The organism is Pseudomonas sp. I2, assembly GCF_040984075.1.
Taxonomy (GTDB): domain Bacteria; phylum Pseudomonadota; class Gammaproteobacteria; order Pseudomonadales; family Pseudomonadaceae; genus Aquipseudomonas; species Aquipseudomonas guariconensis_B.
Genome location: NZ_JBCGFQ010000031.1, coordinates 17,285 through 30,636 on the forward strand (window position 1 = coordinate 17,285; position 13,352 = coordinate 30,636).

Below are 13,352 nucleotides of genomic sequence, written 5' to 3' on the forward strand. Positions count from 1 at the left end.
ATTCAAGGGGTATCAGGAATGGCCCGGTACGGGGCGACGGCGTGAAAGCGTGGCCCAGGCAGAGCCACCTGGACCACATGGGCGCCGGCCAGCCCCTGGCGCCGCCCCGGGCCGAAGCCCAGGGCCGGGGTCAGGCCGGTGTCCACGTCGTGCAGGCCTTCCAGGGTACGCACCAGTTGCTCGCGGCTGGCGTCGCGGCCCACCTGCTTCAGGGCCTCGGCCAGCAGGCGCAGGGCGCACCAGGTGCCCACCTGCAGCGACGCCTGGCGGCTGTCCAGGCCCTGGCGGCGTTGCAGGCCGGCCAGGGTGGCACGCCCCTGCTCGGTCCAGTCGCCGGGGAGGAACGGGTAGGCCAGGAACAGCCGCTGCGACCAGGGCTGCGCAAGGCCAGGCACGGCGCCAGCCACCTGGCTGGAGGCGGCGAACAGGTACGGCTGGCGCCCGGCGGCGTGCAGCGCTCCGGCAAGTTCGGCGAAAGCCTGGGCACGGCCGAGAAAGACGATGCCCTGGCCGTCCGGCGCCTGGCCCTCGAACGCCTGCGTCGGCGGTGGGGCCCAGCCGGCGCCTTGCAGGCGCTGGCGCACGGTCTCGGCGAGCGCCGCCTGCTCTGCCCCGGCATACACCACCTGCAGCCCGTCGGAAGCCAGGCCCAGGCTGTCGCGGGCATGCCTGGCCAGGCTCAGCAGTTGCTCGGGCAGGCCAGGCAACGGGTCGAAGATCTGCGGGCTGGCGCCGCTGCGCGGGGTGCTGCCGACCAGCGGCACGCCACGCCGTTCGAGTTCGCCGGCCAGGTGCGCGTCGAGCATCGGGGCCAGCGGGGCGACCAGGGCGAACACCTGCTCGTCGTCCAGCAAGCGCGCCAAGGCCTGCTGGGCGCTGTCCCGGTCCGGCCCCGGGTCGAGCGCCACCAGTTGCAGGCGACGGCCATGGAGGCCGCCCTGCTGGTTGAGCTGCGCCAGGCCATCCTCCAGGACCGCGCGCACCACCCTGCCCGCCTCGGCCAATGGCCCGTGCGTGGGCAACAGGGTGCCCAGGCGCAGCACGGCCTCCTCCACGCCGGGGTCGCGCTCTTCGGCCAGGCGCTTGAGGTAGGCGGTCAGGTTGCGCTGGTCGGCCAGGCTCAGGTCGAAGCGCGGCATGGCCGGGTCCAGGCGGTTGCCGGCCGGGTCCAGGCCATGCTGGATGGCCCGGGCCAGGCTAGCCTCGGTGTAGGCCGGGTAGCGCCGGTTGTTGACCTGGCGCGCCCCCTGCCCCACGGCCAGGCGCTGCCAGTCCAGGCTCGGCGGGCGCACGCCGCCCTCGGCGCGGCCACGGCCATCGTTGCCATGGCAGCTGGCACAGGGCAATACGCTGGCGGGCACCTGCACGTCGCTGGCACCGACCCGTGCCAGCACCTGGGCATCGCTGCTCGACACACCCTCGCGGTACAGGCGCCTGCCGGCCTGTTCCTGCTCGTTCAGGTCAAGGGCCACGGCCGCTCCGCACAGGGACAGGCCCAGCCACAGTGCCAGCAGCCGGCCCATGGCGTTCACCGACCTGCCAGTGGCTGGGCCAGCAACTGCATGCGCTGGGCGATCGCGACGGCGGGCGCATCCGGGCGGATCCTGCTCCAGCGCTTGCCGGCCACATCGCCAGCGATCAGTTGCGTCGAATGCTGCTCGGGGCTGGGCAGGAACTGCCCGAGGCGTCCCAACACCTGTTCGACCTCGTCCTGCCCGCCGGTCAGGAACAGCCAGTTCGGCCCGTCCACCCCCTGCTTCTCGGCGAACGCCTTGAGCACCGCCGGCGTGTCGTTGGCCGGGTCGCTGCTGATCGAGACGAAGGTGACCTGGCTGGCCAACTCCGTCCCCATGGCCTCGCGCACCTCGCGCAACTTGCGGGTGATCAGCGGACAGGCGTCGGTGCAGTGGGTGAAGATGACATTGAGCATCACCACCTTGTCCTTGAGCACGTCGCTGTAGAAACGCAGCTCGCGCCCGTTCTGGTCCTTGAGCAGGGTATCGGTGAACCAGGCCTGGGCATCATGGGTGCCGCCGCTGGCCATCGGCGGGGGCGCCGGTGGCAACGACGGCGTTGCCGGGCCATGGCCCTCGTGGGCGAGCGCCACCGAGGCGAGGATCCACAGGCAGCCGGCCAGGGCCAGCCAGTCGAGGCCGCGCATGCTGGCGCGGCGGGTGGCCGGGTTGCTCATGGGTGCACCTCCTGGTGGTCAGGCGTGGCGGCGATGGCGGTGCTCTTGGCGTGCACCCGTCGGGCGCTGAGGCGGTTGACCTCCTCGATCAGCACCTGCGGGTCGGTGAAGCCGTAGTAGCGTGTCCACTGGCCACTGCGCCCGTCGCCGACCATGATCAGCGGCGGGTGCTGAGCCAGGTCGGCGCTGAAGCTGCCCAGGCCCTTGAGGGTTTCGCTGATGGCATAGGGCGAGCCGGTCAGCCAGCGCCAGCCCGGCCCATGCTGGAAAGCCTTGGCGTAGCCCAGCAAGCGCTTGGGATCGTCACGCTGCGGATCGACGCTGATCGACACCAGCTGGACCTCCTCGCCAACCCGCCCGCCCAGTTGCTGCTGGACCTTGGACATGATCGACGAGACCACCGGGCATACCGTGGTGCAACTGGTGTAGATGAAGCCCATGACCACCAGGCGGTCGCCCACCAGGTCCTTTTCCAGGCGTACCGGCAGGCCGTCCTGGTCGAGCAAGGCAACGTCGGCGAAGCGCACGCTGGCCTTTTCCTGGTGAGCCGCCGGCACCTGCGCGGCATGGCCGGCATGCTCCTGGGCACTGTGGTCATGCCCGGCGTGGGCCAGGGCCAGGTTACTGGCCAGCAGCAGGCCGAGGGCGAGCAGCTTGGGACGATTGGCGTTCATCGCACACTCCTGGGTTCCCCTTGGGAAGCGGTGGATGCTGCGGCGGGCAAGACGCGCAGGCTGGTGTAGTTTTCTTCGGTGAATTTGCGTCCGAGCGAAGGCGACTGCAGGTGCAGGTACCAGGCACCCGCCTCGGCCAGTTGCAGCGACACCTGGTAGACCCCGTCGCCAATTTCTTCCAGCGGCAGGCTGCGCGGCATCGACGAGGGCGCCAGGAAGTAGCGCAGGCTCAGGTCACGCAGGCCCAGGCGCGGCTGGCCATCGCTGCCGAGGATGCGTACCCGGGTGACGAAGGGGTTGTGCTGTATCGCCGGCTGGTCGCTGCCGAGGAACTCGGCGTGCACGCCCTTGCGCCGGGCCGCCGCGCCAGGCACCGCCGCCACGTCGGTACTGAAGCAATGGATGATCTGCGGCTGGTTGAGCAGGAAAGCCACGTCGAAGGTCCCGGCCGCCGGCATCTTCACGGTCGAGCCGTACACGCCTGGGGCCAGCTCGCGCAGGCTGCGGTCGATGACGATCGCCGCGCGGGCCTGATGGCCACGGTTGTTGTAGCCGGACATCGGCGCGTTCATGCCCTCGGCATAGAAGTAGGTGGTATTGTCCACCGGGTTGACCACGAACACCGAGTTGTCATCGCGCGCCACCGACAGGCCCTGGGCCAACGGCAGGTCGCCGGCCTGGCGCGGTGCGGCGGCGCCGGCCTCGAAACCCTGGACGATCGGCTCGCGCCCCTCGCCCAGGCTGCCCAGGTTGATCATGCTGACCTTCGGCGAGGCCAGGCCACGCACGTAGGCATAGCCCTTGGTGAACACCAGTTGGTACGGCTCGGCCGCCACCGGGATACGGTGGATCAACCGGTCGTTGCTGGCATCGATCACCACGGCCTGGTTCTCCAGGGTATTGAGCACCACGCCGTAGCGCCCGTCGCCACTGAAGCGCATTGGCCCCAGGCCCTGGCTGGCCTTGACCGTATGGCGCAGTTGGTGGCTGCGGGCGTCGATCACCTGCACCGTGCCTTCCTTGCCGTCGACCACGTAGACCGCCTGGGACAGCGCCGAGTAGGCCACCGACAGCGGGTGCGGGCCGACCTCCAGGGTCTTGACCAAGCGCATCTCGGCGGCATCGATGACGCTCAGGGTACCGGCATCGCGGTTGCTGACGAAGGCGTAGCGCGAGTCGGCGCTGAAGGCGATCTCGTGATGCCCGGAGCCGGTGGCGAAGAACTTCAGGGTGCCGCGGCTGGGCACGTCGATCACCGTCACCCCGCCCTTGGCCGGGTCGCTGCTGTTGTTGCCCACCCACAGCCGGCGCTGGTCCGGCTGCAGGGCCACGCGCAGCGGTTGTTCGCCGGCGTCCAGGCTGGTCACGTGGCGGAAGGTCTCGGTATCGATCACCGCCACCTGGCCACGCTCGGGCATCGACACGAACACCTGCTTGTCGTCGCCGGTGGCCACCCAGTCCATGGGCCGCCCCGGCAGGTCGATGCGGGCCAGGGTGCTGGTGACGCCCCCCACCGACACCGTGGGGTCGATCACCGTCAGGCTGGCGTCCCTGTTCAGCACCAGCAAGAAGTAGCTGTTGAGGTCGAGCAACGGCCGGGCGCCGATGCTGCTCTTGAGAAACAGCGCCACGCGGGCCTTGCAACTGCTGTCACGGTCCCCGGCGGGGGCCGCTTGCGCCGGGTCCAGCCAGGCCCCCGGGGCCATGCCCGACAAGGGCTGGCCGCTACTCTGGTCGCTGACCTTGAAGCGGATGTTGGCGAAACTGCCTTCACGCAGCTCGCCGCCCTCCAGTGGCCGGGCCTCGAACTCCACGGTCACGCCATCCCGGCTGAGCCGGTGCAGGGCCTGCGGATCGGCAGGTGCCTGCAGCAGCTCGCGGGGGTCGCACCAGAGTTTGTCGTAGGCCACCCCCAGGCCGATCAGCGCCACTCCCAGCAATACCCCCAGGTAGGCGGGGCGGGTCTTCTTGTCCATGCTCACGCTCCCCCTCTTCTGTCATTGCGCCGGTGCGGTGGCCGGCGGCGCTTCGTGGGTGACCCGCAGCAGGCCCCACAGCCCCGAGACGTTGCCGTAGGCGGCGTAGTCGCGGAACAGGTAGTCCCCCGGCACGGCGTTGGCTCCCCCGGCGCTGGGCAGCATGAAACTGAAGTGCGCCGCCGGCAGCACGCTTTCCTGGGCGCCGATGTAGACCGACATCGGGTTGTAGCCAAAGCGCACCGAGCCGATGCCTGGCAGGCCCATGGGGTAGCCATCGAGGTCGTTCTTCTCGGCCTGGTAGGCGTGCAGCGGCCACAGGTGCCCGTCCAGTTGGTAGGTGATGCCACGGCTGCCGCCACTGGGCATCAGCACGTGGCTGCGCAGTGGCTGCCCGGGCTTGGCCCAGAGCACCGGGGTCTGCGGGTCGCCGCCGACCAGGTCGTTGCTGTAGGCCATGTGGGCGTTGGGCACATCGGCGAAGCCATTGCCGTCGGCGTGGCCGAAGGGTGCGTCCGGCGCCAGGCCGAAGCGCAACCACAGGGGCTCGGTCTTGTAGTTCATGGCCATGTTGCCGTTGTCCTTCGGATCGCCCGGCACACCGTTGCCTTCGGTGTTGATGCCCTCCACCGGCCGGCCATCGGCCCAGCGCATGTTCATCGCGCGTTGCCACACCGTGACGAAGTCGCGGTAGTCGGGCTGGCCGGCGACCTTGACCGTGGCCTGGGCACGGCTGGCTGCGTCCTCGGTCCAGGTGGCGCCCTGCGCCAGGATGCTCATGGCGCCGACCAGGCCTTTCTGCGGCTGCTTGATGAAGTCCGCCGGGGTCAGGTTGAGGCCGCCGAACTCGATGGCCGTGGTGTTGATGTTGTCCACCGTGCGGCCCAGTTGCAGCACCGGCTTGCCTTCGCGCTCCAGATGCCCGGCGTAGTACTGGTACACCTTGCTCGGGTACGCGCCGCTGCTGCCTGCGCGCGGTGGCACGGTCTGCACCGGGTTCAGGCCCACGTTGGCGCCGTCGGACTTGGTGATGTCGTAGGCCAGCAACTGGGCGTGCAGGCCCACGTGGCTGGACGGGCGCATCAGGTTGTTGTTGAAGGCGGTGGAGCCCTCGCTGCCGTTGCGGTCACGCTTGACCACGTGCTGCATCACGGCCGTGCTGGGCAGGTCGGGCATGACCAGCGGCAGGCGGTTCTCCAGGGTGATGCTCAGGCAGTCGCCGGCGTTGGCCCGCAGCACCAGCGGCTCCACCGGGACCCCGGCCTTGAGCTTGCCGGTGGCCGGGTCCAGGTCGGCCTTGCGCACGTACAGCACCGCGGTCGGGTCGTGCAATGGGGCGCTGTGGCCGCCGATGGTGAAGGTGGTGCCCTCCTCCTCGTCGGTCACCGTCACCTGCGGGATGCTGGTCTTGCGGCTGTTGAACACCAAGGTGCCACCGTTGGCCTTCAGCGGGCCGCCGACGTGCTGGCCGACGCCGGCCGGGTCGTCGATGCTGATCCCGTGGTTGTTCTGCAGGATGTCGTTGGCCAGGGCGGCGACGATCTCGTAGCTGCGCTTGACCGTCGGCCGGCTGCCGATGCCGTTGGGGTTGGCGGTGGTTCGCGGGCAGATGCCATCGAACGCCACGGTGTTGCGCATGGCCACCGGCTGCGGGTTGTTCGGCAGCGCGATCAGGTCCGGGCGATGGGCGGTGTAGTTGCGCATGACGCCCCAGATGCCGTTCCAGTAGCCCTCCAGTGCCGCGTCCAGGGAGTACAGGTAGTCACCGTTGGTGGCCGCGGAGCTGGAGATCATCGACACCGGTGCCATGAAGCCCATCTGCTCGGAGATGCCGACCATCTGCGAGGATTTCCACCCCGAGTTGGAGCTGCTGCCATAGCCGGAGCCGTTCTGCAGCCACTTCACGCCGTGCAGGGTGATGTTGTGTTCCTCCTCGTGACCACCGGCATGGATGCGCAGGCGCACGTTGTCGCCGGAATAGGTGCGCAGCATCGGGGTGAATGGGTCGCCCGGCTCGCTGCCCTGGTTGATGTGCGGTGGGAACAGCGTGGTGCCGCCGGTAGGCCCGACCGCCGCGGTGATCGCCGACGGCGCCAGGTTCATTGCCGGGATGGCGCGGTCGGTACGGCTCTGCATGGCGTAGGCCAGGTCGCCGCCGAGGCCATCGGCCTGCATGCCGCGCTTGCCGTCCGGGCCGACCTTGTTGGGGTCGAACACGCGCAGGGCCAGCGGCTCGTTGCGGTAGTTGACGACGAACATGCCCGGATCATCCACCGAGATCGCCTGCGGGCACGGCCGGGTCGGGCAACCCGGGGCCAGGCCGCCACGCGACTCGACCACCGCCTCCAGCAGGTTGGACGCCTTCTGCCGCACGGGCGGGTTGATGGCGTAACGGAAGCTGTCAGCCGTGGCCGGATAGGCCTGGCTGTCGGGGATGCCGTCCGGGCCCGCGCCCACGTACACACCCGCCTCGTAGGCATGCTGGAAGTCGCTGTATTCGAGGAAGAACTCGCGGTAGCTGTCGTTGCGGCCATCGCCATCATGGTCGCCGGTGTGGATCACCGCCTGCCACGAGGTCGGCCCGCCATCCTGGCGCACGGCCGGGTCGTACAGCTTCTCGCCGGTCTCGGCGTGGTACCAGGTGGAGCCGGCCGGCTCGGCCAGCACGGTGGCGTACAGGCCCAGTTGCTGGTGGGTCGACGGGCCGAAGTGGTCGTGGGTGAAGATGGTGCCCAGGCCACGGTCGACGTTGTGCACGTTGACCAGCGGGTCGGCGAACCAGCGCTGCATGGCCGTGCGTGCGCCCAGCCAGTCGGCCCTGCCGAAGCGGCCGAAGTACGGGTGCTGCTTGGCTTTCGGGCAGGCGGCGGTGCCCTCGCGTTCGTCACCCTCGGTGCAGCCGTTGAAGCTGCGGATGGCCTGCACGCGCTCCACCAAGCTGCCGGGCGAGAGAACGCCGTCTTCATAGTTCCAGCCGTTGGCCGAGCCGTCAGAGGCGGTCAGGTCCCACTTGGGCAGGTGGATATGCTGGCCGATCACGTCGGTCGGGGTGCGCACCTGATAGTCGTCCATCTCGTAGAACGCCGGGATCAGGTTGGTGTGCTGGTACAGGGTGCAGTCGAAGGTGTTCATGCGCATCACCAGCGGCTCCGGTGGGCGCTGCTTGGTGATGACTGGCCAGGCGTCTTCCCAGAGGGCGATGATGCGCGCCTGCGGAAAGTGGTAGCCGACCTTGTTGTACACCGCGTCGAACTGGATGTTGGCGCCCTTGTAGATGCGCGGGCGGTCGGCGGTGAAGCTGGAGCCGCCGCGGAAGTTGAGGCCGGTCAGGCTCTCGCCGCTGAAGAACTCGCCAAGCCCCGAGGCCTGGGTCAGGCGCTTGCCGCGATCGTCCATGCACGGTTCATAGAAGGGCGCGCCGGCGCTGGGCAAGGCACCGTTGGTGCGGAAGTTGCCAGGCTGCAACTGGCCGCCTGGCAGCAGGGCGAAGCTGGCGTGCTCGGCCTTGGCATGGAACAGCATGGCCGCCTGCTCGACCTCGGTGCCCTCTTCCGGCAGGTAGATCGGCTTGGCCTTGTGCACCACCTTGGAGAAGTCCAGCCGGGTGGTGGTGGTCAGGGCCTGGCCACCGGAGGAGAGGCCGTCCAGGGTGTGCCGGCTCAGGCCGCCATCCCAACCGTCGACCTGGTTCGGGTCGAGGTCGGCCCACAGGGCATTGCCACTGTCCTTGAGCTGACGGGCCAGGGCCGGGTCGAGCATGTCCAGCGGCGGGGTCGGCGGGCGCTGGCCGACGCTGCTTTCCATGCCACCGATCCAGAACGGGTAGCCGGGGTTCTTCAGGCTGCCATCGGCGTTGCGGTTGCTCTCGCTGCGATCGACCAGGGCCAGGGAGCCCACTGCGCGGGGCCCTGAGGCGCCATGCCCTGAGTGGTCGTCGCCTTCCTCGTCGTCTTCGTCATCGTCGTCATGGCCGGCGACCAGGGTCTGGGCGAGTTTCGGCACCACCGTCACCTTGCCCGGCATCGGCGCCATGGCCTTGCCGGGCAACGGCACGATCGCCGGGATCGGCGTGCCGACGATGATCTCGCCGTCCGGCAGGGCCCGGGCACCGGCAGCGGGCTTGCCGCTGCGCAGGGCGAACGGGGTGCTGTGGAAGCCGTTCTCGCTTTCGCCGCTGACCGCCAGGCGGGTGCCCTCCTCGAACACGTCGTGGACCCGCCACATGCCCCACATGCCCTGGGCGAAGTGCGGGTAGAAGTGGCAGTGGTAGATGGCATCGCCCGCCACCCGGTTGCGGTTGCCCGAACCACCGTTGGCGATCTCGTAGGTGTAGCCGACACCCGGGCCGATGCCTTGGGCATCGAGGTAATCGGAGTTGTCGTCATTGGGGTTGAACAGCCACTGGTGGCCGTGCAGGTGGAAGATGTGCTGCTCGTGGCCATTGTGGGTATTGCGGAACTTGGTGAAGTCACCGATATAGCTGTGGTGCACGTTGGACGGCTCCGACGGGTACAGGGCCATGCTGGCCTTGACCCCGGTCGCGCTGGCCGGCGGTGTTTCGCCCGGGCGGATTTGCTCCAGGCCGACGTTGGCCGGCACGTCCACCAGGGTGCCGATGTCGCCCACGGTGTGGGCGCTGAGGAAGAACTCCTCGTAGGCGCACGACAAACAGTCGTGCATCGGCCCCACGCCGAGGCGATTGGCCACCACCTCGGCGCCCATGCCGCCAGAGCCGTAGTTGATCATGAAGGAATCGCGGGTCGGCTCCAGGACGTGGCCCATCACAGGGTCGGCCCAATAGCCCGGAAAGGCCTGGGTGGCGGCCACTTCGTCAGCGAACTGCGAGGCGAAGTCGCGGAACGCCTCCAGGCGGTTGGGCAGTGCCGGGTTGCGCTTGCCGACGCTTTCCAGTGGATAGGTCGAGCGTGGGAAGCTGCCGTCGGGGTTGGGGCCCATGACGATGGCGTCGGTCTCGCTGCTGAGGATCTCGTTGCCGTCGACCATGGCGATGATCGGCTTGCCGGCCTTGCCTTCGGCGATCCACGGCTCGACCTGCGGATAGCGAGCCTCGTAGTCGATCACCGGCTGGCCGGTGGGCGCGCGACCCGTGGTGGCCAGGCGCATTTCCTCCTCGGTGAGGGTGTTGCGGTAGGTGCGGCCGCCCTTGGGCACCACCACCACCTGGCCGAACAGCCCGTTGGCCACGTTCCCGGCCCCGCCCTGGCCACCGAAGGTGGCGCCCAGGCTGGTGGCGGCGAAGGCGCCCTCGCGCTCGGCATAGAGGGTGTAGCTGCGGGTATTGCCGGGGGCGACCAGGAAGCTGCCGTTGCGGCCGGTGTTGGCGGCGATGTCGCTGATGCCGTTGACCGCCTGCATGCCGTTGACCTGGAAGCCCACGTGGCGGTCGGTCACCTGTTCGTCGGCGATGAAGTGTTCTCCGCCCGGGTGCCCGGCCTGGGCGTCGTCTTCTTCCTCGCCTTCGACGTCGTGCTCGTCGTGATCGAGGCCGTGCTTGTTGGGGTTGGCCTGGTAGGCCAGCAGGTTGGTCAGGTTGACCGTCAGGCAGTCACCGGCGGCGACCCGCAGCACGATCGGCCGCGGGCGCTTGTCCGGGCGCAGGGTGACCTTGCCGGGAACGGCGGCACCGCCCTTGGACAGCGGCACCAGGTGCTCGTCCACCACATCCTGGCGCAGGGCGAACATCATGCCGTTGGCGTTCTGCGCGCCAAGGCGGTTGAACATCAGCGGCTGGTCCAGCGCCACCACGTTGGCCACCAGCGTGCGCTGGCATTGCACCGCCGCCTCGCTGGTCGCCTGCCAGCCGAACAGGGCCAGCACGAGTGAAGTCAGGACGGAGCCTTTGAGCGGGGTCATCATGCTGCACCTCCGGGGGACACAGGGACTCTGCGAAGGGCCGGAGCAAGCGGCATGCCATAAATATTCGTGTGGTTTTTCAGTGGGTTGCGGTGACAACCGGAACGAGTTGGGGAGGATTCCCCAGTGGATTCCCCTGAATCGGGGGGCTGTGCAGGTCTTGCGGCTTGTCGCTGGGTTTGGCAGATGCTGGGGCCGCTATCGCCATAGTAAAAAGCCCTAGGACCGGGCTACACCTGCCGCCGTTTTTCTGCCAATGTCTGCCCCGCAGTGCGGACCAGCGCACCGCGCCTTGCCAGGACGTCGAATGAAAACACAAGAAAACGGCAACAAGCACAAAGGCTACCGGCGCATCATCCCGTCGATGACTGCGCTCCTCGAGTTCGAGGCGGTGGCCCGTCACAACAGCTTCACCCTCGCCGCCCGCGAGCTGGGCGTCACCCAGGCGGCAGTGAGCAAGCAGGTCAAGCAGCTCGAGGAGAACCTCGGCACCCAGTTGTTCCAGCGCCTGCACCGGGGCATCCGCCTGACCAGCGAGGGCCAGGCGCTGTTCGCGGTGATCTCCGACTCCCTGCAGAAGATCGCCGCGGTGTTCGACCGCATCAGCGAAGGCAGTGGCGAACAGGAGCTGGTGCTCAGCACCACTGCGACCTTCTCCCAACTGCGTGTCATGCCGCGCCTGGGCAACCTGCGCGCTACCCTGCCGCAGATCCAGTTGCGCCTGGCCACGCAGATGTTCACCGGCGACCTGCGCAACCATGACGTCGACCTGCTGGTGCGCTACGGCAACGGCCGCTGGGAAGACGGCAGCGCGGTGCTGCTGTTCGAGGAAGAGATCTTCCCGGTCTGCTCGCCCGCCTGGCTGGCACGCAATACGCCACCGACCTCGCTGCACGACCTGTACACCAGCGACCTGCTCGACGCCGACGCCACCAGCGAAGGCTGGATGACCTGGCCCACTTGGTTCAGGGAGCAGGGCCATACGCCCCCCAAGCTGCGCTACAGCCTGCGCTGCCACCTGTACACCGACACCATCCAGGCCGCCCTGCACGGCCATGGCGTGGCCCTGGGCTGGGGGCGGATGATCGATCACCTGCTGGCCAGCGGCGAACTGGTACGCCTGACCGAGCTGACGGTCAGGCCGCGCGAGGCGTACTACGTGGTGATCCCCCACGGGCGCAGCGCCACCCCGGCCATCCTGGCGCTGATCGACTGGCTGCGCGACGCCCTGCCAGAAGCCGCGCGGTAAAGCCGCCGCTCGCATAACCCTGAGTAATGCGAGCGGTAAAATTAGGCGCGTTGACGCTTTTTCGGGCCGTTCTGATACTGCGGGCACAGCCTCCGTAATGTCTGACAAAGTGCCTGAGGAAAACAATGAACATTGCGCCTGTCCAAAAGAGCCATCGTGAGCTCGTCGCCCTGCGTCAACCCGGCTTCGGCATGAACGGCGAACTGTTCGGCCGCCAGGATATCTTCGACACCGACGTGGATATCTTCTTCACCAAGCACTGGATCCTGGTCGGTGTCACCGCCGACATCGCCGAGCCCGGTGACGTCTCGACCCTCGACATCGGCAAGTCGTCGATCCTCCTGGTGCGCGATGACGACGAGCAGGTCCGGGCCTACCGCAACGTCTGCCGTCACCGCGGCGCGCGCCTGAAGGAGGCCGGCAAGTCCACCGTGGGCATGCTGGTGTGCCCCTACCACCAGTGGACCTATGACCTGGACGGCAGCCTCAAGCATGCCGCGCACATGGGCAAGGGCTTCGACCCCAAGTGCCGCAGCCTGATCCCGGTGCATTGCAAGGTGATCGGCACGCACATCTTCGTTTGCCTGGGCGACAACCCGCCCGAGGACATCGCGGTGCTGGAGCAGACCATGACCCCGCGCTTCGCGCCCTATGACCTGACCAACACCAGGATCGCCCACGAGCAGGAGATCATCGAGAACGGCAACTGGAAGCTGGTGATGGAGAACAACCGCGAGTGCTACCACTGCGCGGGTACCCACCCTGAATTGACCGCCTCCTTCCTGCCGGAGGACTTCGGCTTCTGCACCGACGGCATGGGCGAGGACTCGCTCAAGGCCCTCGACGAATACTACCAGCGCAACGCCGATGCCCAGCGGGACTGGGAGCGCGACGGGCATCTCTGCGCCGCCGTGGAATACCTCGACGAAGACGCCGTGACCCAGTTTCGCACCCAGCGCCTGGTGATCGCCGGACGCGGCGAGTCCCAAACCCTCAGCACCGCAGTGGCCTGCACCCGGCTGTTCGGCGAGCTGACCCGCCGCGACCTGGGCGATACCCACTTGTGGACCCACAACTCCTGGACCCACGTGATGAGCGATCATGCCGTGATCACCTACATCATCCCGCTGTCGCCGGACAGGACCCTGGTGCGCTCCAAGTGGCTGGTGCACAAGGACGCCGTGGAAGGCGTCGACTACGACCTGCAGGCGCTGACCGAAGTGTGGATCGCCACCAACCAGCAGGACGCCAGCCTGGTCGGCATCACCCACAGCGGCACCCAGGACCCGGCCTACGCACCCGGCCCGTTCTCGGCCTTCACCGAGCGCTACGTCGATCAATTCTCCCGCTGGTATGCCGCGCGCCTGGCCGCGCATGGCGTGTGAGGC

7 protein-coding genes are annotated in these 13,352 nt (G+C 68.3%); 2 read left to right on the forward strand and 5 right to left on the reverse strand.

Going from position 1 to position 13,352, the window contains the following annotated elements; translation table 11 throughout:
• Nucleotides 1-2: 2 nt before the first annotated feature.
• Genes WCE05_RS16760 through mnxG form a run of 5 tightly spaced genes read right to left on the reverse strand, consistent with a single transcriptional unit; the run spans nt 3 to nt 10,718 of the window.
• On the reverse strand, nt 3-1,523 hold the full coding sequence (locus WCE05_RS16760; RefSeq protein ID WP_368816187.1) for an ABC transporter substrate-binding protein: 1,521 nt from the start codon (nt 1,521-1,523) through the stop codon (nt 3-5).
• 5 nt (nt 1,524-1,528) lie between these two features.
• Nucleotides 1,529-2,191, reverse strand: coding sequence for an SCO family protein (locus WCE05_RS16765; RefSeq protein WP_368816188.1), 663 nt, complete (start codon nt 2,189-2,191; stop codon nt 1,529-1,531).
• On the reverse strand, nt 2,188-2,865 hold the full coding sequence (locus tag WCE05_RS16770; RefSeq protein ID WP_225790104.1) for an SCO family protein: 678 nt from the start codon (nt 2,863-2,865) through the stop codon (nt 2,188-2,190). Before WCE05_RS16770 ends, WCE05_RS16765 begins: the two co-directional genes overlap by 4 nt.
• Nucleotides 2,862-4,841, reverse strand: a complete 1,980-nt coding sequence (locus tag WCE05_RS16775) for a cytochrome D1 (protein ID WP_253080078.1) — start codon at nt 4,839-4,841, stop codon at nt 2,862-2,864. The genes WCE05_RS16770 and WCE05_RS16775 overlap by 4 nt, the downstream gene beginning before the upstream one ends.
• A 21-nt stretch (nt 4,842-4,862) precedes the next feature.
• Complete coding sequence (gene mnxG / locus WCE05_RS16780; RefSeq protein WP_368816189.1) at nt 4,863-10,718, reverse strand: manganese-oxidizing multicopper oxidase MnxG; 5,856 nt, start codon at nt 10,716-10,718, stop codon at nt 4,863-4,865.
• A 304-nt stretch (nt 10,719-11,022) separates the two neighbouring features.
• On the opposite strand from mnxG, the gene WCE05_RS16785 reads away from it, so the two are divergent.
• Nucleotides 11,023-11,964 carry a LysR substrate-binding domain-containing protein gene (locus tag WCE05_RS16785; protein WP_368816190.1) on the forward strand — a complete coding sequence of 314 codons (942 nt, stop codon included), beginning with the start codon at nt 11,023-11,025 and terminating at the stop codon, nt 11,962-11,964.
• 125 nt (nt 11,965-12,089) lie between these two features.
• Nucleotides 12,090-13,349: an SRPBCC family protein gene (locus WCE05_RS16790; protein WP_368816191.1), complete on the forward strand. Its 1,260-nt coding sequence runs from the start codon at nt 12,090-12,092 to the stop codon at nt 13,347-13,349.
• Nucleotides 13,350-13,352: the final 3 nt, after the last annotated feature.